We start from the raw sequence: 23,011 nt of genomic DNA on the forward strand, positions 1-23,011 counted from the left end.
ACTTCGCATTGCTTGCTGTTACGGATTGATATCGGCGATTTTGGCGTTCTTCGCAGCATTTGGGAAAGCCCACATGTGCGCGGGTGATCCACTCTCCAATCCACCGAGCGGGACTTTTTGGGCCAGCTTAGCAATATTCCTGCGCAGCTTTGCCCATCGGTTCTTTGTCGCACGCGGTGCACCATAGGGATATCTGTCGCCACTCCATCCAAAGGATGACACACCGCAAGTGCTTCCCGGCTCTCTGCCGGTGAATCGCAAATCAAGCCAAAAGATACCCGAGTCTTCTCCAAAGTATGGAACAACTGGTTTGGTGCTGCTAGTTGGACCATGCGAGGGATCTGCAATCAGTGTATCTGCCGCGATTTCCATTGTGTCACTCGGTTCCGCGATGTTCTTCCCGTCAATATGCAATTGACCTGCGGCTGTATGCCAGAGCGCTGTCGTGGAACCATCTGCTGGGACGAAATTTTTAGATGTGCTCCAACTCCGTTGTTCACCAGGCACGATAAACACCAAGTCATCACCGAGAAGCGTATGCAGAAATGAAATATCGTTGGGATAGCAATAAAACGGGAGCCAAGGCATTTTGGTAAGCAACTTTCTAAGAGATGAAAACGCATAGGTGCTTTGAGCCCTAATACTCACAAGGGATGCGCGCACTTGTCAACGTGAAGAGCCGCCCGATTGACACCGAGTAAGCTCCAAGTCTGGAAGCCGACCTTGGCGCAGGCGCAGCGAACGGCAACTAAGTCCCGCATTACAGACCTCTGGCCAACAAAAACGCTGCATGATGTGTCGAACGGCTGCTTCGGGGAAGCTGCAATGCAGCGCTTGGACCTCTGGCCAACGGCGGGTGTGGGCCGTCCTTTCCGGTCGCCGACTTCTCGACCCTCGACTTTGTAAAGCCCACTTCCTGCGCTTCGCTGACATTCAAATCTATATGAAATATCAGATGAAAAAGCTGTATCAAGGACGCGATGAGGGAGACGACTTCCGAATGGCCACACCACGATTTCGTCTTCACAGATGTATCTGCTCTGACGAAAAACTGCTCCGATTATAGGATTGTTGCTTTGACAAATGGCGCAGTGTCACCATGCATCCACCGCATGCTTCGTTTTTCTTGCACTCGACTAAATGTGGCAGCAAATTTTACTGCAATCGCTCGTGTGGGGCATAGTAACTACCATTCTGAAGTCAATTTAGGGTGTGCTGAACCATAGGGTTAGAGCACCAATGGTGACCTGGGCAGCCATGAATTCTGCAATTACATCACGCAGCGCGGCCAAAACACTGGCAATGTGGTTGCCTCAGGGCCCGCCAGCAAGTCCTCCATCAAAGAATTTGTAGATACACCGTCTTGACAAGCAAGAAGTCCAATCTTTATACCGATTTTATTATTTGGTCGGTCGATCAAATAAACAGCGGGTGGAGGGGAACTTGTAATGCAATCAACGGGCAAGATTTATGCGACTCAAGTGTCTGTTATCGCAGCGCTATTTGTTGCATGGGCGCTGATCGGCGCTGCGGGCCTGCTTAATCCAGCGATCGTGCCACGTATCGAAAACGTGGCTGCGGCCCTTATAAATGTGCTGTCTCGGCCTGAGTTTTTTCCCGCGCTTTGGGCGACGCTGTTTGATTCCTTGGCCGGAGTGTTGCTGGCAACAGTTGTTGCCGTACCGCTGGGCGTGCTGATCGGGATGTTCCCCAGCGTTGAGCGCGCCACGCGCAAACTTTTGGATTTTGGTCGCTCATTCCCAGTTGTCGCACTGATGCCGATATTCGTGCTGGTGATCGGTGCGAATTCGACGATGAAGATCACGATTACATCCATCGCCTGTTTCTTTCCGATCCTTCTGCAAACTGTGTACGGCGCGCGCCGTTTAGAACCAACGATTGTCGACACCGTTCAAAGCTATCGCATCCCATTCCTGCTGCGTTTTTTCCACGTAATCTTACCTGCCTCAGCGCCGTTTATCGCCACCGGCATTCGCATCGCGATCTCGATCTCGATTTTGGTCACGGTGGGCACGGAAGTGATCATTCAAATCACAGGTCTTGGTTCACAGGTGAATTTTGCGCGCACTTATAACGAAGTCGATATTGCCTTTGCATACACGATTTACGCGGGCCTTCTTGGGGTCTTTCTAACAGCGCTTTGGGATTGGTTCGAAGGACGGATCTTGGGCTGGCACCATCGGTCTACGGCGGATTAAACATGGCTAAAAATTTCTCACTCAAGAAAACTATCAAAGCACAAGCCGAACAATGGTGGTTGCCCGTCGGGTTGATCGTTATCTGGTGGGTGGCCTCTGCGGGATCGACATCCTTCTATTTCCCACCGTTAAGCAAGATCGTCGCGGCGCTGTTGCGCGATCTGGCCTCAGGTCTGTTGCTGAAACACCTGGCGTTTAGTTTGACGAATATGACCGTTGGTTTGGCCTACGCGATGGTGTTTGGTGTCATCCTGGGTCTGATCGTTGGGTACTTCAAAACACTGCGGCAGGCGACAAGCCCTTTGTTGAACTTCTTTCGCTCTATTCCGATTGCCGCCATCGTGCCGATCGTGATCGTGGCGATGGGAACGGGCGCTGCACCGAAAATCTTTATCATCGGGTTGGCCTGTTTCTGGCCGATCCTGCTCAATACAATCGACGGCGTGCGCGGTGTCCCACAGCAGATGATTGAAACCTCGCGTGCCTTCAGCATCCCTTTGCCACTGTTGTTTTGGCGCGTGTTGTTCATGGCTGCGCTGCCACAGATCATGGCCGGCATCCGTGTGGCGGTTTCGGTGGCGTTGGTCTTGATGGTGGTCAGTGAATTCTTTGGAGCCAGTCAGGGCATTGGATTCTTCATCAGCGAAAGCAAACAGCATTTTGCGATGGTTGAAACATGGGCAGGCACGCTTTTGGTGGGCATTTTGGGCTACGTGCTGTCGGCGCTGTTTTTGAAAATCGAGGCTTGGTTACTGTCTTGGTACTTTCAGGAAGCCAGAACCACTGCGCCCCAAACCACATCTTCCGGAACTTAAATGATGGATCAAGAACACATGACGCTTACGACTCGCAGCCCTTCCAGCCCCAGACAGATGGAAATATCGGGCTTGAGCAAAAGTTACGGCTCGGTCCATGTTTTGAACGATATCAATGTGACGGTTGCTCCGGGCGAATTCATCTGCATTGTTGGTCCTTCGGGGGTCGGCAAGACCACATTACTGCGCAGTTTGTCAGGACTGATTGACCTCAGCGCGGGCGAAGTGCGTGTGGGCGATGATGTGCTCGACGGTCCCATTCCCGACATCGGTTTGGTGTTTCAAGATTACCGTGGCTCGTTGATGCCATGGATGCGCACCCTCGAAAATGTCGCCTTCCCACTGCGTGGCAAAGGTATGGGCAAAGCCGAGCGCAACAAGATTGCTCAGAAATGTCTCGAAGATGTAGGTCTTGGCGACGCCGCGCACAGCTATCCGTGGGAATTGTCCGGCGGCATGCAGCAGCGCGTCGCGATCGCGCGTGCGCTGGCTTATGATGCTCATATTTTGCTGATGGACGAGCCGTTTGGTGCGCTTGATGCGCAAACGCGGCTTGGGCTTGAGGACCTCGTGCTTGATCTGCGCAAGCGGCTGAATATTAGCGTCATCGTTGTGACCCACGATATCGATGAGGCGGTTTATCTTGCTGATCGTGTTGTGGTTTTGTCGGGAAAACCGGCCACTGTCATTGATATTGTTGATGTTGATCTGGGCAACGACCGCGACCAGATCACGACAAAATCGGATCCACTCTTTGTGGAATATCGAAACCGCGTCCTGAAAGAAATAATGCGATAGGACGCTGTCAAAAGCTGGATCAACAGATCCGGTTGCTCATCAAATGGGAGGAACCAACCAATGGGCTTTACGTCAATGACCATCCGCGGAATGAAGGCCGCGCTTCTTGCAACTTCGATGACGACCTCGCTGCTCACCGCCGCAAAAGCCGACGAGATGACGACGCTAAAAATCAACCGCTCGCCCGTGGGCACGTTCCAAGGGCTGTTCATTGCCGAGGAGCAAGGCTACTTCGCCGAGCGCGGGATCAAATTGGACATCCACGTCGGTGCATCGCCGGATGGTGCGCTGGCCGAGTTGATGTCTGGCACATCTGATCTGGCAATGACGGGCGCTGTGCCTCTTGTGGCTGGTGTTGCCAACGGCTTGCCGGTTGTGGCGACGCTGAACACACAAGAGCAGGGCACATTGCCGACCATGGGCCTTTTGGCACCTGCCGACGGCGGTATCAAAAACATCGAAGACCTGCGCGGCAAAAAGATCGGCCTGCCGGGTATCACCAGTCCTCAGGGGCTCGCACTTTTGCTTGAGTTGGAAAAATTCGGCATGACGGCAGATGATGTCGAGTTGGTGAACTTGCCGTTCCCTGGCGTTTTGTCAGCGATTGAATCCGGTGCTGTGGATGCGGGTGTTCCAGCCGGCCTGTTTTACAACTTGGGTGTTCAAAGCGGGATGACTGTTTTCCCAGAGGTGTTTGAAAATCTGCACCGCTCGCCAGCGGTTTTGTTCGCCGCCAACAAAATGTGGGCACAAGAAAACGCTGATATTATTGTGAAATTTAACGAAGCGATGTTGCTCGCCTATGAATACGGCAATGCAAACCCCGACGACATCCGTCGGATTGATGCTGAGAAAACCAAAATGCCTGCGTCCTTCATCGAGACACGTGACATCGCGCCCTTCGTGGGCGAATTCGGTGTATCCGAATGGAACCTGCAGAACGAAGACATGATTAAATTCGGTTTCTTGCCGCGCGTTCCAGAGCCTAGCGAATACATCTGGTCCGGTGCGCCGACAAAGTAACGGCACTAAAAGAACAAGAGATTGGGGGCTTCGGCCCCCTTTTTTGTGTCTGCGTTATTTGGGCTAGCTTTGCGGTCGGCCAGACATGCAAAAGCCGCGCCTCAATTGGCGCGGCTTTCTATGCGTTGAGGCGCTTTTGGCGGCGAAACATCCCAATCACGAGCGTTGCACCACCAGCTCTGTCTTTGTCAGGTTTCGATATCGCCCAACGTCAGACCTTTGAGCTTGGCAACATAGTCTTGCATGAGTTGAGGGTTCCAGCCGCCGTTCTGTGTGATGGCGTAAGAGTAGAGCAAAAACGGATGCGCCCCCAATTCAAACAGGGATCGAATGTTTTGTTCCACCAAGGCATCGTGTTCGATCTTATCCAGCTCAAATCCCTCAATGCTTGCTGCAGGGTCTTTGAAATAAGCAACGCCAAATTCAGGATCTTTCGCCACTTTCCAAAGCACTTTATCGACAGCATATCGTGTCATGAGGCACCTCCTTCCAAGTCCGCTTCCGTCCACCCCAAAAACGCAACAGCAGGCTGGGCTTCATTTGCCAGAAGTTCGGCAAAACTGGGTTTGGCCCCACCCGCGGCACCAAGCGCCATGACGTTGCCTAGAAATCCCGGCGTTCCGTTGCCGTGGGCATAGAGCTGGTCCCATGTGCTGCGTTTGGTGATTTCTTCCATGTCGCCGGCCTTGACCAGTTCCCACATCTCGTGATCCCAATCCGCCTCTGCAGTGGTCTCCATCATCCGAGGACTGCCCACAGCATTTGACATGTGCCCCGTGCCGATGATCGCAACGCGCAGGTCACTATCCCAATCGCCAATCACCTTGCGCACGACCTTGCCCACTTCGGCATAGCGCCACCCCGGTGGCACCGGTGGTGCCAGCAGGTTGATAAACAGCGGCACGACAGGCAGATCGTGTTCAGGCCGCAGGAAGTTCAGCGGGATGGTGAAGGAATGATCGGCAATGAATTCGTCCGAAAATGAAAAATCAACGCCCTCGTTCAACCCTGCGCGCAAAATGTGCCGCGCGAGGTCGCCGTGGATCGGAAGATCCACAGGCTCAAGCCCCCACGCGTCCTGTTCGTCTTTCATAGGGCCGATCAATCGCGTGGCTTTGCCGACCATGAATTGCGGCATGTTGTTCATGAACCACTGCCCGAAATGATCGCTGCCTATACTGACAAGAACATCAGGTCGTGCGTCCGTGAGCATTTCGCGCAAAGCAGCAAAATGCTCCAAGCCCGCCACGGCGCCAGGATGGGCCTTGCCCAAGGGTTCAAGACGCGCGGCAATGGGGAGGGTGGGATCGTGTGGGGCCGCAATCAGTGCAACAAGTTTTGCCATTTGACTGTCCTATCAAAGATAAATGCGTACGGCTTTCAAAACAGATTCACCGCGCTCATAGATCGCAATCGCCGGACGTCCTGAGGGCATATAGGCCTCGACCACACAAGTGACGCCGTCATCAGTGAGGCGACAGTAGTCAATCCGAATGCCACCACCTTCTAGCATTTTCTCGAAATCCGCACGCAACGCGTCATAGCCAAGGTGGATGCCGCCGTTTGAGTGCATGAAATAGCTGTCTTCCGCGAAGTGGGCCAAGATGCCGTCGATCTTGTTCTCACCAAGCACCTTGAAGTAGCTGAACAGCATATCGTTTTCGTCGCGCCACGGGTGAAGGCCGGGCACGGGTTCAAGGATCCGCGCACGATCTTCGACGAGGTGGTGATCTGAATAGACATAGGCGGTCGGGCCTGTCGGCGCGATCGGATCAAACACGAAGCTGACGGGCAAGAATTCATCAGTGGTCGCGTCTTTGTAGCAGCGCACCTCAACGACGCTCCGACCATCGGCCTTAGTCGTTTGGAAATGCTCGACGCGCGCCCAGTTATCGCCGGGCCACAACATTGAGCCATCCTTAAAGGCGGCGGCAGAAATTTCCCCCGATAATGGATCGTTGATAACAGCCTGTTCAAGCAAGGCGCTTTGCAAGTCTTCAAGCGTTTTGGTCGTCATGGGAGTCCTTTCTTTGATACGCTTTGAGCTTCAGTTCGTCGACCAAAGTCCGCGTACAATCGTCAAGTGAAATCTTACTTTCGACACCATAAGCATTGACCAATGCCAAGTAAACCTTATTTGTACGAACGACCAATCAAATTTCTGATCAATCTACGAAGGAGAGGTACATATATGAAATTATTTGATTTTCCGGGGTCTTGCTCTATCGGAATTCATGCGCTTCTTGAGGAAACAGGCGCGTCTTATGAGCTTGAGGTGGTCGATCTGGCATCGTTTGCCCAAAAATCGGATGCCTATAAATCTCTCAATCCGAAAGGCAAAGTACCTGCGCTGCTGCGCGATGACGGAACCGTGTTGACGGAGTTTCCAGCCATCGCATTTTGGCTAGCCAAGACCTATCCAGAAGCAAGGCTCATCGGCAGTACGTTGGAGCAAGAAACTCGTGCGCTTGAGTCGCTGGAATACATTGTCGGCTCGGTTCACATGCGCGGAATTACGTTCGTGATCATGCCAATGAAGTTCTTGCCCGATGACAAAACCGCTCAAAAAACGCTGCGAGCGTTTGGCCGCAATGAAGTCAAAAAAGGTGTGGCAACCCTAAGCGACACACTGGGCGACAAACCCTATCTATTGGGCGATTTCACCATCGCTGATGCCGCATTGTTCTATCTACTGCGCATGGTTCGTGAAGTTGGTATTGATCTGCCCGAAAATTTGGACGCCTGTCTGGACCGTGTGTCAAAGCGCCCTGCGTTTGCCAGCGCGTTGTCTCGTTTTGAAGCCTTGCGCGGTCGTACGTAAAGTGCGCCAAACCATTGGCCAATTGGCGGGCGCTGCTAAATCGAGTGCCCGCCATGCCGCTAACTACCGTCAGTCACCAGAGTCCCGCCATCAATCACAAGCGTTTGCCCGGTCATAAAGGCCCCGCCAGCGGAGGCCAAAAACAACACCGCCGCTGCAACCTCATGTGGTTGACCGACGCGGCGCAGCGGGGTGGCTTGCAATCTACGCTCCATAAATTCTGTATTTCCCATCAGGGCTTTAGCAAAAGGTGTTTCGATAAGCCCAGGTGCAATGGCATTGGCACGAATGCCACTTGGGCCAAGCTCAACGGCAAGGTTGCGCGCCATCTGCGCGAGTGCGGCTTTCGACATTGCATAGGGGCCGATCATTGCATTGCCGCGCATGGCAGAGAGGCTGGACATGAGGATGATTGAGCCACCCCCATGCGCTGCCATTGCACCTTTGCAGGCGGAGGCCAGCCAATAGCCCGAATGCAGATTGATATCGAAAACACGCTTGTACGCGTCTTCATTGGCTGCTCCTGTCAGTCCAACGGGACCTTCGATGCCGGCATTCGAGACCAAAATATCCACCGAACCGTCCAGCTCGATTTCAGTCGTGGCCACGAGTGCTTCAGCAGCCGCACGATCACTCAATTTGTGATGGATCGCGCGTGCGCCAACGCAGGAAAAACCCGCCACATCGTCGGCACGGTCAGAGCATGTCATCACCTGTGCTCCTGCGCCCGCAAGCGCCTGAACAATTGCGAGGCCAATCCCCGATGTGCCGCCTGTTACCAGAGCACGTTTACCATTGAGCGCAAAAAGTTCGTTCAGACTGTTCACAGTGCTGCTGTCGTTCATCACGGGTTTTCCCTTTCAAATTTGGGTGTGTGATCAATGATGTCGGGCCCTAGGCCTTGACCACCTTCTGTGCAATCGCGCCAAAGACAGGACTGCCATCAGCGGCCACGCATTCCATACGCACGTTGTCACCAAAGGACATAAACGGCGTCTTTGCCTCGCCCTCATCCAGTGCTTCGATCCCGCGACGTTCGGCGATACAGGCGGACCCGACTTCGCGAAAATTTGTGTTGGAGACGGTGCCCGAACCGATCACAGTGCCCGCAGGCAAATCGCGCGAATACGCTGCGTGAGCCACAAGATCGTCAAAGCCAAACGCCATTTCATATCCGTTTGGTGTGCCAAACTTTTCGCCATTCCACGAGACGTTCAGCGGCAGATCGACCCGCGCATCGCGCCAAGCTTCGCCCAGTTCATCTGGGGTGACAGCAACAGGGGCCATTGAACAAATGGGCTTGGCCTGAATCCAACCAAACCCTGTCTTCATTTCAATCGGACCAAGTTTACGCAGCGACCAGTCATTGATCTGCACCACGAGCGCGATGCGATCTTTTGCGCGGGCTTTGGTGCCCATGGGCGTGGCTTTGCAGATCACGCCGAACTCGCCTTCAAAATCGATGCCATCGTCTTCGCTGGGCAGTTTTGTTTCTTCGCAGGGCGCTTGAAAACGATCAGAAAGGCCTTGATACATCAAAGGCCGCCCGGTTTTCTCCAACGGCTCAAGGCCGAACACCGCTTGGAGCAATTCGCCATGGCTTTCATAAACCGACCCATCCAGCCACTGCCAAGCGCGCGGCAATGGTGCCAGCGCTGTTGTGCCATCAAACGGCACACCGCCGCCTGCATTCAGCGCATCATATTCGCGTTGCAGATCGCCCTGCAGACCATCCCAAGCATCCAGCGCTTCTTGCAAGGTTGCGACCGTTTGGCATGGGGTGCAGCGGCTGTTGTCGCGGCTGACAAGGTGCAGGCGGCCGTCGGGGGTGCCGTTTGGCATGGTGGCAAATCTCATCGTGAGGTCTCCGATATCATGGAATTTTGAACAAGCGCATCAGCATCCGCATCGCGGGTGAACCCGAGGCGATCAGCGGTTTCAGTGATCAGGCGCGGGTAGCTGCCAAAGAGCGCCACGGTCTCTGGATCGGGCGCAAAGGTGACTTTCGAGGGGCTGTCGGGGAAACGGCGTTTGAGCGCGTTCACCAACTCTTCAAAGGTGAGTGCGAGGGCTGGGAGCGTGAAGGCCCGCGTCGGTCCGATTTCAGGCAGCAAAGCCCCATGCACAAAGTTTTCAGCGACATTTCCCACCGAGGCGAGCCATGAGCGGCTGTCTTGTGCAACGGGAAGGGTGATGTCCTCGCCCCGTTTCACACACCAGAACAATCGCGACATAAAGGCCGTTTTTAGGGCGGCATCTGCTCCGTCGCGGGCCATCACACCAGAGGGACGGAGTGACACTGCATCAAGCCAGCCCTTCGCGGCAAAGTTCGACAAGGCCACTTCCATCATCAGCTTTTGCGCGCCGTAAACCATTGTGGGGCCAAGGGGCGTGATGTCTGTGACGGGGTCGGGCAGGGGCTTGGAATACGTTGCGATAGTTGAGGCAAAAACAAACCGCGTGGCGGGGGCGGTGTCGCGCAAATGTTCGATCAGATCCAGTGTGGCATCGACGTTCACGCGCCGCGCCAAGGTGTAGTTCTGCTCAGCGGCCCCACCCAAAATGGCCGCGAGGAAAATAACCGCATCGGCGTTATCGCAGGCTGCATCTCGAATCGCAGTGTCGGAAAAATCTCCGACATAGGCTGCGATTTTCCCGGTGCCATCATCAGTCGTCTCTGGGAAAGGCGCGCGATCAACCAGAGCGATTTGGTCAATTGCTTCAATTTTCTGCAAGATATTTGCCACTTGCGCGCCAACAAATCCACCAGCTCCGACAACTGTAACTTTCATTCTATTTCCATTTGTTATTTATTTGGTTGATCGACCAACTAGTAATGGAATATACCGCAATCGGCAAGAGCTTCCGCTTCTTGGGACAGGCAGCGTTTGTGGACAGGGTGATGTCAAAGATCAAAGTGGCCGTCTGGGGCAGACAGAACATTAAGGAGACACATAATGTGGGAACCATTCGCAGGGAATTATATCTGGAATTTGGGCACCAACCTGAACCTGATGTGCGGCGGCAATATCGGCGAAGTCACCGCCGCATGTGCCCCGATCTTTGAGGCCGCGAAAGCTGGCGAAGATGCTGGGACCGCGCTCTACTTTGACAGCTGGATTGACATGGCGGGCAAAGTTTTGGCCTCTGCCGATGCGGATTTGGCCAAAGGACGCAGGCTTTCGGCAGGCACAAAGTATCAACGGGCTGCCAACTATCTTTTGACCGCAGAACGGATGCAGGCGCGTGACTACGCGCCGCGGCGCAAAGCCTATAACGACGGATTGGCCTATTTCAAAAGGGGTGTGGAATTACAGGGCTTGAACGTGGAATTCGTCAAAATTCCCTACGAAGGCACGTTCTTTACGGCGCTGTTTGTGGCGGCAGAGGGCGTCGATGGCCCGGCACCTTGTGTGGTGTCATGCAACGGGCTCGACAGTATGAAAGAGCAGATTTTCGGTGCGGGCAACCCTGAGGCGAACCGCATTCGCGGCATCTCGACCTTGGTCATCGACCAGCCGGGCACAGGCGAAGCCTTGCGCAATCTCGGGCTTGCGGGGCGCTATGATGCCGAAGCTTGGGGATCGGCTGCATATGACTATCTGCTGACCCGCGATGACGTTGATCATGATCGCATCGGCATGTTTGGTCTGTCGTTGGGCGGGTATTTCGCGCCGCGTATCGCCTCGATGGACACACGTTTCAAGCTGTGTTGTGTGATGGGGGCCAACCACAATTGGGGCGAGATGCAAGAACGTCGTCGTCACCGCGAAGGTGATAATCCTGTGCCGCATTATTGGGACCACGTGATGTGGGTCTTTGGCAAAGATACGGTGGAAGATTTCATGGACTGGGCGCCCAACATGGACCTGACGCCAGTGATCGCCAACATGACCTGCCCGTTCTTCATCATGCATGGCGGGGGGGATCGCCAGATACCGGTGGAATATGCCGAACAGTCGCGTGACCAAGCGGTGAACGCAGCCAAGGTGGATTACTTTGTGACCGGCCCGGAACATTTCGAAGTGGAACATTGCGGTGCCGACAACGGCACCTTCATGCGCGATATGTTGGCCGATTGGATGGCCGAAACATTTGAGGAGATGACAGCATGAGCAAAGCGAACAACCCTCTCATCGGGTTTCAAATTGACCCTGCCGATCTGTTCTTTGTTGGCCAAGACCTGGAACGCCCTGAATGCATTCTGGCCGAACGTGATGGCACCTTGTGGTCTGCGGATGGGCGTGGTGGCGTGATGCGGATCAATCCAGACGGGACGCAAGAGTTGATCTTGCAAAAAGGGCAGAAAATGAACACTGCCACCTCGTTCGAAGACCGCCTTGTCAACACCAAGGGCAGCCTGCCCAACGGGCTGACGTTCGATGCAAATGGCGACTTTTTGATTGCGAACTTTGGCACAGATCGGGTCGAACGGATGACGCGGACGGGCGAGACCTCGGTGATCATCGACAACGTTGACGGCAAACCTTTCGGGAAAGCAAATTTTGTCACACGCGACAGCAAAGGTCGGCTCTGGCTGACGGTCACGACCACGATGAACCCTTGGACAGATCATGTGACGAGCCATTCGCGCGACGGTTACATCGCTTTGATCGACGAGCGTGGCGCGCGCATAGTCGCGGACAATCTGTGCGGCACCAACGAGCTGCGTTTTGACCCAAAAGAAGAGTGGCTTTACGTTGCCGAAACGACCAGCCGCAACGTTACGCGTTTTCGCGTCGATGGCGATACGCTGACGGATCGTGAGATTTACGGCCCAAGTGATCTTGGCGGATTTAATGACGGGATTGCCTTTGATGCTTACGGTAATTTGTGGACGACGCTGGTGATGGCCGACCGTTTGGTTGCGATCACGCCAGAGGGCGATTTGCTTACCATTCTCGATGCTGGCGGCGACCCAAAGGCACTGGCCAAGCTGGACAAAGCTTGGGAAGAGCGCCGATTAACGCCCGAACTGATGGGGGCTTGCGGTGGAAGTGTGTGCCCTTGGATGGCGTCATTGACCTTTGGTGGGCCGGATTTGCGCACGATCTATTTGGGCAGTCTGCGGGGCACGAATATCCCATATTTCCAAAGCCCAACAGCCGGCCAGCCGCTGATTTATTGGTAGGTCTATCGCCACATGTGTTGGTCACAAAACAAGGGCCGCCATTTGGGGGCCCTTTTGCGAGTGGCTTTGGTGTAATGGGCACAACTGCGTGCCTGCGCGGCTAAAGGCCCCAGCGCCGTAATCAAAGCGACCATGTTTTCCCTTTTTCCCCCCGCCGTTTATTTATACACTCAACCGAATAGCGATACGTCACTTGTAAGAATGGCGACGGTCCATCGCCCGTATTCATTAAAGACAAACTGTCGGAGATACCTACGCATGACCGAAAAAGGCACCAAGCGCGCAAACGGCAATCGAACCAAGCAAAAGATTCTGGATGCCGCCGAAGCGCTTTTTGGCGCACGTGGCTTTGATGCGGTTTCTCTACGCGACATCACAGAATCTGCCGGTGTGACGCTGGCGCTGGCGTCCTATCACTTCGGCACAAAAGACCGTTTGTTTGAAGCCGTGGTGGCGCGGCGTGCAGATGTGCTGTGCAAACTACGCCGCGCACGGCTGGCCGATCTTGCGACGCCGTCGGCACCACGCGACATCCTTGACGCTTTTATGAGCCCCATTTTCGAGCAAATCAAAACCGAAAGCGATGACGGTTGGGCAGCTTATTTGCGCGTGCTACCGCGCTTGGGCGAGGATGAACGTTGGCTTGATTTGGTGAGCCAGTATTTTGATGAGGTCGCTCGCGAATTCATCGCAGCGCTGCGTCAAAGTTGCCCCAACACTGATGCCGAACGCTTGGAGCGGGCGTTCCTTATGACGGTCCAACTGATGTTGGTGACTGTTTCACGGCAAAAGCGGCTCGATAGGTTGACAGATAGTCGTGCCAGCGCAGCGGATTTAGAGGCATCCTATGATAGTTTGCTTGATTTTGTGTCGGCGGGCTTCGACAAATTACCTGCTAATAGGTAACCGCTGTACCAACCCTTTCATGGGCCTACGCTTAGTTCCGAGCATGTCACAGTGAAATTAATCGCATCACATGACAAATAGGAAACATGTTGGAAGCAATCAGAATCTGCATAATCCAAGCCTCACTGAAGGAAAAGATGGCAGCAAGATTCCGTAGACCGTCAGGTCGTTTATCTCAAGGTTTTGCAATAGTTGCGAACGTCCAGAAGGCGAGCCGCATAGCAACATCGCCGAGGATGGGAGAATGTCTCCTGCGGGCCGCAAGTGATCGCGAAGGTGCCTAGGTTAGGTCGCTGAGGCTTGCATGTTCTTTGCGGCACTGTGTCTTGCGGTCATGGAACTCACATACCCTATCAATCTCATTGGTTTTGACAGCGATGTCGAGCGCGGTGACGTACTGACGCGCGATGGTGAGTATCTCGGCGTTTGGACCTTCATCAAGGACAAAGATAACAAAACAGGTATGCTCCACTTTGTTGCAGACGGTGAAAATGAGCCGATGTTCACCGAAAACGTTCCAGTTCTGAGTAGTGGAATGCGCACCGGGATGGCTATGAGCGATCTCTGCCGCTCCATCCGAGACTGGCACGATACTTAAACTGGGAAAACATTACTGGCCAAGACAGCGGTGATGCGGATGCCGAGAAGGACCGGTACTGGGAAGCTGCGACGCAGCAATGGCTAGTCTGGTGAATGGCCGCAGAGGGCCGGGAGGCAAACTTAAGTATTTGTAATGTCAGTTTCTACTGACTCGGTTGTTCGATTTGGAGCCCTTCGTGTCCGAAGAGGCTGCTAGGAAACTTTGTCGCTACGTATTCTTCGAGGTCTTCAAAGGACCTATCAGATGCCTCAAGCCATGACATGGCGGCTGCTGCGTCTTTTTCGGACACATTCGGAGTGAGCACAAGCTCACGACCAATAACAGAATAAGTATCAGGGATTGTATGACACTGTGCATAGCAGCTTGAGTTCCCCCCGCCCCATTTCCGTCCGCCAACCAAAACGGCCAGGTAGAGACGCTTGGCTTCAAACTCAGAAAGGCCTGACGCTCGGTTAGCGTAGTAGAACACTCGATGAGTGTCCTCTGAAGTTCTTTCCATGGTTTCCACATACCAGTCGTGGATGATGGCTGCGTCTCTATATGGGCCAGTAAATGGGCCGCCTACGAAGCTCCAAAAAACCTGCGGTATGCTTGCTCCATCGGTTTTGTATCCAGCCGGGGTGGTCCAGCTAGTTCCGCCGGGATCCACATAAGTGACATCCCGCAGTAAGGCCATTCTCCTATCGGCTTCGAGGAGTTCAACCAATGGGCGATCAGTAAAGTATCCCCATTCAGCGTCTACATTCAGCCAAGCTAGCAAGCCCGTTCGCGACAGTGTCCAACCCGCAAGTGCCAACAAGATCACAAAAAGGAGTATCAATCTCTTCACTGGAAATCCGCTCGCAGATTATTCATTGAAAAGTCTACGCTACTTCACGTTAGGATGAGATTCCAGCTTTGCTTATGGGAAATGGCCGCTATTGGGAAGCTGCGATGCAGCATCCAACAGCACGCTCGGTGTCCGGTATGGGCCGTCTCGATGGAGACAAGTGACCCAGACCTAGAATTTGCAAACTCCGCTATCTGCGCTTTCCGACTTTGGTGTGATTGCAGAGCTGATGGGGGTTGCATTGGTTGGGGTTTGAGACATTCTAAATGTGGAATATCTAGGGGTGATGCGATGCCGGGATTGGTGAAGCTATATATTCGGCAGGTGATCACGGGCTTTGGCCTGTCGGCGCTTTTTGTAGGCATGTTGCTTTGGGCGAATGTGGCCAATCTTGGGGCGTTGATTGGCGCATCGGATATGGGCTGGGTCGCGGTTGTCATGCTTTGGGTGTTTAACGGGATTGTCTTTGCGGGCGTGCAGTTTGCGATTGTGATTATGCGGTTGGGGAGCGATGGCCCGACCGGAGGACGGCGTGCGCCACGTCTGAACGGAGCGCGGGCGCGGGTGCGGGTTGCTGCAGGCAAGGCAGTTGATCCGCTCGGGCGCAAATAGGCCAACACCAAACTGATAATGGGAGTTGCGCCGGTTCCGAAAGGGGCCGGTTTTTGTTTTGTTCGTTCAGTGGTGTGAACGGGCGGCGACCACATGGAGGATGTTGTACAGAAGATGAAATACCCCTGCCACGGCACCGCAATTCAACAGAACGAATTGCGGTGGAAGTGACGGGGACCGCAGCAACCGTGCGGGCAGTGCATTCCCGGGGACCTGTATGTACAGGTGGGCGCCAGGTAACTAAGCCAGGGCTAAGACAGAGCCAGCTCCCGAAGGTTTGCTTAAGGCCACTGGAATGTACCCGTGATACGTGAAGAGCAGAACCCGTCGACCCCTGACATAGGGTAGGGGGATCACGCCGACAAGGGCTGCTTGTCTTCGGGTGTCGCGGTTTGGCCAGAAAGATGCGCCAGGAGCGAACTTTCAAAGAAGTGCTGCCACCCACGGGTGCAAACATCGTGACAGTCTAACGCCGGAGTGAGGCCGAGATGGGATAGGGTGACGCGGCTGCCATCGCCATCGGGCAAGATTTGCCAGATCAGCGAGGTGCCTTGCCATTCAGTGGTGTCGGCAACGTCTTCGATGATCATATGGGCGTCGGAGCAGGTCCAAACATGGGTGCCATCGCGCAGTGAGAAATCCAAGGTGACATGGGAATTGCCGAAGTGGATGGTGGCCCCGGTGTCGGTTTTTTCAACCCGTGTGGACCACCAGATGTGCATCTCGTCGAAGATGGCATTTTTCGTGGCTTCTGGCGTGGCCGGGGTGCGGATGGTGGCGGTATAATCGTCGCCCATGGCGTGGAAATTGCCAAGAAAGCCGTGCCAGCCTTTGTCGAGCGCAAGGACAAGGCCATAGCCTTCGCCATTTTCGGGCAGGCCGGAGTGTTCGAGGGTCAATTCGGTGCCTCCGGGGGCCGGGGCGAGGCGCCAGTCGACGGTGGACATCATGCCTTGCATCGGGCCAACGGTGAAGCTCCAGCGCATATGTTCGTTGGGGGTGGCCTTTTCGACGGTGCCCCAACACATGCGTTCGCCATCGGCGGCCGAGAGCAAGGCGTAGGGTTCGCCTTCGCGCAGATCATCGGCGGCGGGATGGAACCATTTGCCCATCAGGTCGGCCTTGGTCAGATGCGCCCAAACGGTGGCAGGTGCGGCGGGGAGAAAGACGGTTTTGCGGATGGTCAGGGTCATTCTTTGGTCTCCAACTCAGAGAGAGTGTCATGCAGGGCGGATAGGCGATCGTCCCAGAAGGTTTCGAAGTAATTCAGCCAGTTAACCACGGGCTTGAGTGCATCCGGGTTGAGCGATGACAGAGTTTCACGCCCCGAGCGGCGCATCTGGATCAGATCACCATCCTGGAGCACGACAAGGTGCTTTTTGACGGCGGCGCGGGTCATGTCGCAATGGGCTGTGATCTCGGCCAAGGTCATTTCCCGCGCAGAGAGACGGCGCAGGATGTCGCGGCGGGTTGGGTCTGCTAGGGCGCGAAAGGCGGGTTGCAGATCGGTGCTGGGCAGGGCGCTCATTGCGTCACCGCTGCGGCGTCAACCGGCAGGAAATCAAACGCGCCGTCCTGGTAGAGAAGGGTCACGCAGGGTGATTGCGAGACGCAGGAAGAGACATGCGGCAAGTTGGCGGGGATTTCGTAGTAACCACCGGGGCCGATGCGTGGGGCGTCGGCGGGATTGGTGCCGGCGATGACATGGGTCATTTCACCCGACACCATCAGGCCGACCATGGCGGCTGATTTGGTATGGGCGGGGCTTTTCAGGCCGGCGGGCAATCGGACCATGGCGAAATAGGGTTCGGTTGTGCGGTCACCACGAAGGGGTGCAAACCCAACGCCTTCGGGCGTTTGTGCCCAGTCAAGCGCGGAGGCCGGGATCAGGGTGATGTTCGGCGCGGGATTGGCCTTGGGCGCGATGGGCACCAGCAAGGCGAGGGATGTTGCTGTGAGCAAGGGGAGGCGGGTCATTGGGGGCTCCTAAAGGATTCCGTTTGGTATCTAATTTATGAGACACCTTTTGGTATCCTGTCAAGGGGGTTGCGAAGGAGGTCTGGTGGCCGATTAAATGTGCTTTAAATCAAAAGCTTGCCGGTCTTTGGGTTGAGAGGTCGCGGTTTTGGTCGCGCCGGAACGGGGGCGTCCTGAGGCGTTTGCGGGCGTTTTTTAGGGGACGTTTCACGGTGTAAGGAAAACCTGACTTACTCCTAAACCTTGGGAGGCAGAGGTTGTGCACAAGGGGGGGAAGACATTTATGCGCGCAAAAACAGGGCCCAATTGGAGGTGGTATGTCTTGGGGCTGGCTGGCGTCAGTGTGGCGATATTTCACGGGTTGGGGCCGGATCGCGCGCTAATATCATTGACGGCACGGCGTGCCCACGACATGAGCCACAAAGAAATGGTCCATTTCTTAAGAGACAAAGGGGCCTATGTTTTCAGCGTTCCCGCCGATGATTGTGCCAGAGCAGGTGAACTTGAGGTCTCTGAGTTCCGCCAGAGCAAGTCCGTTAGGGTGATGCCGGAAAAGAATCGCACGTATTGCCTGCGGTTTACGGCACTGCTTGGTCAAAAGGCACCGTTGATATTCGAACACCACTATACTTTCCGCTGGACCAAGCGGCAGGGCCGCATCTTTGCGTTCGAAGCACGTAATACGCCATGGTTCCTGTTTGATTTACCATAGGATGCGGGGTTTTGAGCCAGACACCTTGCATTTGTTCACCTAATGTTCATAGTGTTTGCCTATGGATATGCGAGGCGGATCTGACTTTGAAAACATGCAACCCGGGCAGGTATTGGCGCGCGGGGTGGCACGACATTTGGCCAGTCATGGCTTCGCAACGATTGAGGAATTTGTTCCCGACCGCGGTTTGCGGGTGGATGTGATGGCGCTTGGCCCCAAGGGGGAGCTTTGGGTTGTCGAGTGTAAGTCCAGCCGGGCTGATTTTATGAGTGACGGCAAATGGCAGGGCTATTTGGACTGGTGTGATCGCTATTTTTGGGCGGTGGATCAGGAGTTTGATGTTGACTTACTACCTGAGGGCACCGGGCTGATCATTGCCGACGGGTATGACGGTGAGATTGTGCGCATGGGGCCAGAGGATAAACTAGCCGGGGCGCGGCGCAATAAGTTGGTGCGCAAGTTTGCCTTTCATGCGGCACGGCGGCTGCAAGGATTGCGCGATCCGCGACTGTCTGGCCTGCTTGGAATGGAATGATTTAGTTTTGGCTCAGTGTAAGGCCGATTTGATGCGGTGTGAGCACAAGCTGCGCGCCAAGCCGGAAAATTGCGTTTAGGGTCACAGCACCACGGCAGGCCAGCAACACCATGTTTTAGTAATGTGCCAAAGAGCCGGGCGAAATTCCGTAGACGGAATTTGCAAAACTTATAAAAAGTTTTGCTTGCGTGGACCGGGCTGTTACTTTCTCACCTTACGGGCCGTGGCGAGGGCGGATTTTAGCTCTTCGATGATTTCCTCGGCCTCTTCGGGGTCAAAATCCATCGGGATTTCCATGTCACCGGCATAGATAAACAGGCGCACCATTCCTTGATCGGTCGGACCGATTTGCAGGTTGGCTTCGATCTCGCGTTCGGTGTTGATACCCATGGCTCTTGTCCAATGTTGTTTGGGGCATAATGCGGGGTTCAGGGGGTAATGCCAAGAGGCTTGAGTTGCAAGCCGGGTTGAGTAGGTTTGAACTATGGAGATTGAGTTAAAACCTTTGGGCGCTGGCGATGCGGATTGGCTTGTGAGCGAACATGCAGCTGCTTATGCAGAATCGGATGGGTTTGATGCCACATTCGCGGTGTTGGTTGCGCAGATTTTGGAAGATTTTGAAACCGGGCACGATCCGGCTTGTGAGCGGGCGTTTGTGGCATGGCGCGGCAAAGAGCGGCTCGGGTCAATCTTTTGTGTCAAGCAGGATGCTGAAACGGCGAAGTTGCGGTTGTTTTATCTGGTTGCTGAGGCAAGGGGGCAAGGCCTTGGGCAGCGGCTATTGATGGCGTGCATGGGGTTTGCGAAGGAGGTCGGTTACAAACGGATGCAGCTCTGGACCCACGAAAGTCACAGCGCGGCTTGCGTGCTTTATGCCCGTAACGGCTGGCGGTTGGTTCGCTCAAAACCGGTGCATAGCTTTGGCGTGAATCTGATCGAACAGACGTGGCATTGTGATCTAGATGTCGATTTTGAAACGTAACCATGATATGAAATTTCTCGCGGTTTGGGTATTGCATTCGCTTTGCTGTCTAGGTATCTGACCGCCAGTGCCGCCTTAGCTCAGTAGGTTAGAGCGCCTGATTGTGGATCAGGAGGTCCCCCGTTCGAGCCGGGGAGGTGGTACCATCAATCCCATGACATTATTGGTTTTTTAGCGACTTCCTGTGGCAGGGTTTGGTGTCGGTTGCCCCGGAGTTTCCTCAGAGTTCCCTCAGAGTTCCCTCGACTTCAGTTTTCCTTGGATTCGCGCTCGATGTCTTGGAGCAGTTTTACCACTATTATTAGCGCAAAGAGGACAGGGCTGCGAAATTGGGATATTCGATTGCCACATTACCCATTGCATCGCCGATGCATGGTGAGAATTCTTTGTACCCGTCGCCGGTTGCTGGCGACACTTCGAAATTGGCTGAATGCTCATCGCTCAAGTATCGTTTGATCATCTAGCCTCAAGTTTCTGCCTTGATCAAAGTATCTGCTTCGCCGTCCCGCAAGCACAACTGCCTTTTCGTTTATTGAGAAATGGCGCTTAGAGTGGGTCGCTGTTGTCCCAGTTCGCCTCTGAGAAATCAGAATGCAGTGATGTTGCCTTGTCTTGGTCTTGGCTTTTTCGCTTGGATTTTCAAAACTGTTCGACGCTGGCACCAATCAGGCGCACCTTGTCGCGCCGTGGGGTGTCTTTACGGATTGCCAGGTGCCAGAACTCGCCTTAGGGCGGGCACTTCGAATGCAGTGGAAGCCTTTGCCCGCATGGGCGTCTGGAGGCAGCGCATTTCTGAAAACGATGTTTTCAAGGTCGTGCCGGTGACTAACATGTCGGACTTGCAGCTGGCGCAGGACTCCGGGTTCAGCTCTTGCGCGAAGATTTAAACGCGAATGGGTTCGTTCAGCGCGTTCATCTCCATTTCCGCGAGCGACAACAGACCTCCGGCGTCTGTTGTTACGCTTTTGAAGCCTGCGCCCTGCCTTGATAGCGTCTAAATCAGCTTTCGCTGTCTTGCGTTTGCCGAACTTGCGGGACTCGTGGTAGGTGGCGGCACAGCGCGTGATCTGTGCGGTGTAACTTACCATGCGGTTCTTGAGGGGCCGTTTTCTAATGCTCGCCATTTTTGTATGTCTCTGAGGCAAACCAAACACAAAATTAGGTGAAAATAAGGGGCAATCACACAGAATGTCAGACAGGATAAGCGGAGCGAAATGAGTAAAAATTCAATAAAACCAGAAGCTTACGATCCATCTCGCTTATCTGTCGCTCCGATGATGGACTGGACGGATAGGCATTGCCGATTTATGCACCGCCTGATCTCTGGCCAGTCGCTTTTATACACCGAAATGGTGACCGCCCCCGCTTTGGTGCGCGGCGGGGCGTTGCATTTGCTTGACTATAATCCCGAAGAACACCCAGTTGCTTTGCAGCTTGGGGGATCAGACCCTGTGGAACTCGCCAAAGCAGCTGTGCTTGGGGCGCAGGCCGGGTATGATGAGATCAACCTGAATTGCGGCTGCCCATCGGATCGGGTGCAATCGGGCACCTTTGGCGCTGTTTTGATGAAACACCCAAAGCTGGTCGCGGATTGTGTCGCAGCGATGCAAGAGGCGGTCGAGGCCGAGGTCACGGTCAAATGCCGCATTGGTGTCGACGATCAAAACCCTCATGACGTGCTGCCTGACTTTCTGGAACATCTGAACAAAGCCGGGGTGACCCGCGTCACCATCCACGCGCGCAAAGCATGGTTGCAAGGGCTGAGCCCCAAGGAAAACCGTGATATTCCGCCGCTTGATTACGATCTGGTCTTCGCGATGAAACGGGCGTTTCCGCAGATGCACATTTCGATCAACGGCGGCATTGCTGATCTCGATACGGCGCAATCGCTTCTGGAGCGGGGGCTTGACGGTGTCATGATCGGCCGGTCTGCCTACCATCAACCTTGGGATATTCTGGGGGATGCGGACATACGGCTCTTTGGGGGCGATACGCAGACCAGCGCCCGTGCGGTAGCGCATGAAATGTTGCCATATATCGACGCGCACTTGCAATCTGGTGGTCGTTTGCATCAAGTGACCCGGCACATGTTGGGGCTGTTTGCGGGCAAGCCCGGTGCGCGGCGTTGGCGACAGGTTTTGTCGACCGAGGCAACCAAGACCGGTGCGGGCCCAGAAGTGGTCCTTGCCGCCCTAAAAGCGATGGACGAGGCACAGCTGGTATGACGATGGATTTTGCAATTTTACTGCCGTTGCTGATTTTACTTTTGGTGTCATCGGCATTTGCTGGAATCCTGGCCGGTCTGCTGGGTGTCGGCGGTGGCATCGTGTTGGTTCCGGTGTTTTTCTACATCTTTAGCTGGCTTGGCTTTGATGGCAGCATGTTGATGCAGGTTTGCTTGGCAACGTCGCTTGGAACAATCATTCTGACATCCCTGCGTTCTGTACAGGCGCATAATAAGCGAGGGGCAGTTGATTGGGCGATCCTGAAAAGCTGGGCTCCGGGAATCGTAATCGGTGCGATACTGGGCGTTACGGTTGCGGCCGGGCTGAGATCAGATGCGCTTGAGGTGATCTTTGGCGTTTTGGCGGGGATTATCGGGCTTTACTTGGCCTTTGGACGTGATTCCTGGCGTTTAGGCGCGGCGATGCCGACCGGAGCTGTGCGTTTGGGGCTCTCTCCGACGGTTGGGTTCATGTCCGTTCTGATGGGCATCGGCGGTGGCAGTTTTGGCGTGCCTTTGATGACGTTGTTTTCGGTTCCGATGCACCGCGCAGTGGCCACGGCCGCAGGGTTTGGCGTTTTAATCGCTGTTCCTTCGGTTATTGGGTTCTTGTTTCTGAATGTTCCCGATGCCCCGCCGTTGACCATCGGTGCCGTTAATATTCCAGCCTTTGTTATTGCCGTGTCGATGACATTGATCACAGCGCCCATAGGAGCCAAATTGGCCCATTCGCTGCCCGCCAAATCCCTTAAACGTGTTTTTGGCATATTCCTTTTAATTGTCGGTGCCAATATGTTGCGTCAGCCGACATTCCCCAAGTGGCCTG

The 23,011-nt window shown here is 54.6% G+C and carries 28 protein-coding genes and 1 tRNA gene; 16 read left to right on the forward strand and 13 right to left on the reverse strand.

What is annotated here, in order from left to right:
* Positions 1–18: 18 nt before the first annotated feature.
* Positions 19–588, reverse strand: a complete 570-nt coding sequence (locus tag ACRBB0_RS20280; protein WP_431376284.1) for a hypothetical protein — start codon at positions 586–588, stop codon at positions 19–21.
* Between the two features lie 860 nt (positions 589–1,448).
* On the opposite strand from ACRBB0_RS20280, the gene ACRBB0_RS20285 reads away from it, so the two are divergent.
* The 4 genes from ACRBB0_RS20285 (at position 1,449) to ACRBB0_RS20300 (ending at position 4,855) form a co-directional block, all read left to right on the forward strand.
* Positions 1,449–2,219, forward strand: coding sequence for an ABC transporter permease (locus ACRBB0_RS20285; protein WP_431376285.1), 771 nt, complete (start codon positions 1,449–1,451; stop codon positions 2,217–2,219).
* 2 nt (positions 2,220–2,221) lie between these two features.
* The gene (locus ACRBB0_RS20290; protein WP_431376286.1) at positions 2,222–3,034 is read left to right on the forward strand and encodes an ABC transporter permease; all 813 of its coding nucleotides are present in this window, start codon (positions 2,222–2,224) and stop codon (positions 3,032–3,034) included.
* Between the two features lie 72 nt (positions 3,035–3,106).
* A complete protein-coding gene (locus tag ACRBB0_RS20295) occupies positions 3,107–3,832 on the forward strand; it encodes an ABC transporter ATP-binding protein (RefSeq protein ID WP_431376287.1) in 726 nt (241 codons plus the stop codon).
* Between the two features lie 60 nt (positions 3,833–3,892).
* Entirely contained in the window at positions 3,893–4,855 is a 963-nt protein-coding gene (locus tag ACRBB0_RS20300; protein WP_431376288.1) for an ABC transporter substrate-binding protein, read from the forward strand.
* Positions 4,856–5,043: 188 nt separating this feature from the next.
* Here ACRBB0_RS20300 and ACRBB0_RS20305 read toward each other — a convergent pair whose 3' ends face one another.
* From ACRBB0_RS20305 to ACRBB0_RS20315, 3 genes are read right to left on the reverse strand one after another with little or no spacing between them, the layout of a single operon-like run.
* Entirely contained in the window at positions 5,044–5,331 is a 288-nt protein-coding gene (locus ACRBB0_RS20305; protein WP_431376289.1) for a hypothetical protein, read from the reverse strand.
* A complete protein-coding gene (locus ACRBB0_RS20310) occupies positions 5,328–6,200 on the reverse strand; it encodes a hypothetical protein (RefSeq protein ID WP_431376290.1) in 873 nt (290 codons plus the stop codon). The genes ACRBB0_RS20305 and ACRBB0_RS20310 overlap by 4 nt, the downstream gene beginning before the upstream one ends.
* Positions 6,201–6,212: 12 nt before the next feature.
* Positions 6,213–6,872: a hypothetical protein gene (locus tag ACRBB0_RS20315; RefSeq protein WP_431376291.1), complete on the reverse strand. Its 660-nt coding sequence runs from the start codon at positions 6,870–6,872 to the stop codon at positions 6,213–6,215.
* Between the two features lie 174 nt (positions 6,873–7,046).
* Between ACRBB0_RS20315 and ACRBB0_RS20320 the strand changes: the two genes are divergently transcribed.
* Entirely contained in the window at positions 7,047–7,676 is a 630-nt protein-coding gene (locus ACRBB0_RS20320; protein ID WP_431376292.1) for a glutathione S-transferase family protein, read from the forward strand.
* A gap of 59 nt (positions 7,677–7,735) precedes the next feature.
* Here ACRBB0_RS20320 and ACRBB0_RS20325 read toward each other — a convergent pair whose 3' ends face one another.
* Genes ACRBB0_RS20325 through ACRBB0_RS20335 form a run of 3 tightly spaced genes read right to left on the reverse strand, consistent with a single transcriptional unit; the run spans position 7,736 to position 10,468 of the window.
* The gene (locus tag ACRBB0_RS20325) at positions 7,736–8,521 is read right to left on the reverse strand and encodes an SDR family NAD(P)-dependent oxidoreductase (protein WP_431376293.1); all 786 of its coding nucleotides are present in this window, start codon (positions 8,519–8,521) and stop codon (positions 7,736–7,738) included.
* Between the two features lie 49 nt (positions 8,522–8,570).
* Complete coding sequence (locus ACRBB0_RS20330) at positions 8,571–9,533, reverse strand: fumarylacetoacetate hydrolase family protein (RefSeq protein WP_431376294.1); 963 nt, start codon at positions 9,531–9,533, stop codon at positions 8,571–8,573.
* The gene (locus ACRBB0_RS20335) at positions 9,530–10,468 is read right to left on the reverse strand and encodes an NAD-dependent epimerase/dehydratase family protein (protein WP_431376295.1); all 939 of its coding nucleotides are present in this window, start codon (positions 10,466–10,468) and stop codon (positions 9,530–9,532) included. Before ACRBB0_RS20335 ends, ACRBB0_RS20330 begins: the two co-directional genes overlap by 4 nt.
* A 165-nt stretch (positions 10,469–10,633) precedes the next feature.
* On the opposite strand from ACRBB0_RS20335, the gene ACRBB0_RS20340 reads away from it, so the two are divergent.
* From ACRBB0_RS20340 to ACRBB0_RS20355, 4 genes are all read left to right on the forward strand, one after another.
* Positions 10,634–11,791: an alpha/beta hydrolase family protein gene (locus tag ACRBB0_RS20340; protein WP_431376296.1), complete on the forward strand. Its 1,158-nt coding sequence runs from the start codon at positions 10,634–10,636 to the stop codon at positions 11,789–11,791.
* Positions 11,788–12,807 carry an SMP-30/gluconolactonase/LRE family protein gene (locus ACRBB0_RS20345; RefSeq protein ID WP_431376297.1) on the forward strand — a complete coding sequence of 340 codons (1,020 nt, stop codon included), beginning with the start codon at positions 11,788–11,790 and terminating at the stop codon, positions 12,805–12,807. Before ACRBB0_RS20340 ends, ACRBB0_RS20345 begins: the two co-directional genes overlap by 4 nt.
* A gap of 258 nt (positions 12,808–13,065) precedes the next feature.
* Positions 13,066–13,713: a TetR/AcrR family transcriptional regulator gene (locus ACRBB0_RS20350; RefSeq protein WP_431376298.1), complete on the forward strand. Its 648-nt coding sequence runs from the start codon at positions 13,066–13,068 to the stop codon at positions 13,711–13,713.
* Positions 13,714–14,017: 304 nt separating this feature from the next.
* Positions 14,018–14,311 (forward strand): hypothetical protein, encoded by a 294-nt coding sequence (locus tag ACRBB0_RS20355; RefSeq protein WP_431376299.1) that lies wholly within the window; start codon positions 14,018–14,020, stop codon positions 14,309–14,311.
* Between the two features lie 145 nt (positions 14,312–14,456).
* Here ACRBB0_RS20355 and ACRBB0_RS20360 read toward each other — a convergent pair whose 3' ends face one another.
* Complete coding sequence (locus ACRBB0_RS20360) at positions 14,457–15,143, reverse strand: DUF1353 domain-containing protein (RefSeq protein WP_431376300.1); 687 nt, start codon at positions 15,141–15,143, stop codon at positions 14,457–14,459.
* A gap of 291 nt (positions 15,144–15,434) precedes the next feature.
* Between ACRBB0_RS20360 and ACRBB0_RS20365 the strand changes: the two genes are divergently transcribed.
* Positions 15,435–15,755: a hypothetical protein gene (locus ACRBB0_RS20365; protein ID WP_431376301.1), complete on the forward strand. Its 321-nt coding sequence runs from the start codon at positions 15,435–15,437 to the stop codon at positions 15,753–15,755.
* Positions 15,756–16,108: 353 nt separating this feature from the next.
* Here the strand turns inward: ACRBB0_RS20365 and ACRBB0_RS20370 are convergent, their stop codons facing one another.
* Genes ACRBB0_RS20370 through ACRBB0_RS20380 form a run of 3 tightly spaced genes read right to left on the reverse strand, consistent with a single transcriptional unit; the run spans position 16,109 to position 17,732 of the window.
* A complete protein-coding gene (locus ACRBB0_RS20370; RefSeq protein ID WP_431376302.1) occupies positions 16,109–16,948 on the reverse strand; it encodes an SRPBCC family protein in 840 nt (279 codons plus the stop codon).
* A complete protein-coding gene (locus tag ACRBB0_RS20375) occupies positions 16,945–17,283 on the reverse strand; it encodes an ArsR/SmtB family transcription factor (protein ID WP_431376303.1) in 339 nt (112 codons plus the stop codon). The genes ACRBB0_RS20370 and ACRBB0_RS20375 overlap by 4 nt, the downstream gene beginning before the upstream one ends.
* Complete coding sequence (locus ACRBB0_RS20380; protein ID WP_431376304.1) at positions 17,280–17,732, reverse strand: cupin domain-containing protein; 453 nt, start codon at positions 17,730–17,732, stop codon at positions 17,280–17,282. Before ACRBB0_RS20380 ends, ACRBB0_RS20375 begins: the two co-directional genes overlap by 4 nt.
* Before the next feature lie 283 nt (positions 17,733–18,015).
* Between ACRBB0_RS20380 and ACRBB0_RS20385 the strand changes: the two genes are divergently transcribed.
* Together ACRBB0_RS20385 and ACRBB0_RS20390 are read left to right on the forward strand one after the other, a co-directional pair.
* A complete protein-coding gene (locus tag ACRBB0_RS20385; protein ID WP_431376305.1) occupies positions 18,016–18,444 on the forward strand; it encodes a hypothetical protein in 429 nt (142 codons plus the stop codon).
* Between the two features lie 94 nt (positions 18,445–18,538).
* Positions 18,539–18,979: an MmcB family DNA repair protein gene (locus tag ACRBB0_RS20390; protein ID WP_431376312.1), complete on the forward strand. Its 441-nt coding sequence runs from the start codon at positions 18,539–18,541 to the stop codon at positions 18,977–18,979.
* A gap of 201 nt (positions 18,980–19,180) precedes the next feature.
* On the opposite strand, the gene ACRBB0_RS20395 is transcribed toward ACRBB0_RS20390, so the two are convergent.
* A complete protein-coding gene (locus ACRBB0_RS20395) occupies positions 19,181–19,369 on the reverse strand; it encodes a DUF6324 family protein (RefSeq protein ID WP_431376306.1) in 189 nt (62 codons plus the stop codon).
* A gap of 94 nt (positions 19,370–19,463) precedes the next feature.
* Between ACRBB0_RS20395 and ACRBB0_RS20400 the strand changes: the two genes are divergently transcribed.
* Together ACRBB0_RS20400 and ACRBB0_RS20405 are read left to right on the forward strand one after the other, a co-directional pair.
* Positions 19,464–19,961, forward strand: coding sequence for a GNAT family N-acetyltransferase (locus ACRBB0_RS20400; protein ID WP_431376307.1), 498 nt, complete (start codon positions 19,464–19,466; stop codon positions 19,959–19,961).
* Positions 19,962–20,030: 69 nt separating this feature from the next.
* Positions 20,031–20,107: transfer RNA gene (locus ACRBB0_RS20405), tRNA-His, on the forward strand.
* Positions 20,108–20,262: 155 nt separating this feature from the next.
* On the opposite strand, the gene ACRBB0_RS20410 is transcribed toward ACRBB0_RS20405, so the two are convergent.
* Complete coding sequence (locus ACRBB0_RS20410; protein WP_431376308.1) at positions 20,263–20,421, reverse strand: hypothetical protein; 159 nt, start codon at positions 20,419–20,421, stop codon at positions 20,263–20,265.
* Between the two features lie 754 nt (positions 20,422–21,175).
* Between ACRBB0_RS20410 and dusA the strand changes: the two genes are divergently transcribed.
* On the forward strand, positions 21,176–22,186 hold the full coding sequence (gene dusA / locus ACRBB0_RS20415; RefSeq protein WP_431376309.1) for a tRNA dihydrouridine(20/20a) synthase DusA: 1,011 nt from the start codon (positions 21,176–21,178) through the stop codon (positions 22,184–22,186).
* 2 nt (positions 22,187–22,188) lie between these two features.
* Positions 22,189–23,011: sulfite exporter TauE/SafE family protein (locus ACRBB0_RS20420; protein ID WP_431376313.1), on the forward strand; the 823-nt coding region annotated here is incomplete at its 3' end.

It is taken from the genome of Pelagimonas sp. (genome assembly GCF_050633425.1).
Taxonomy (GTDB): domain Bacteria; phylum Pseudomonadota; class Alphaproteobacteria; order Rhodobacterales; family Rhodobacteraceae; genus Pelagimonas.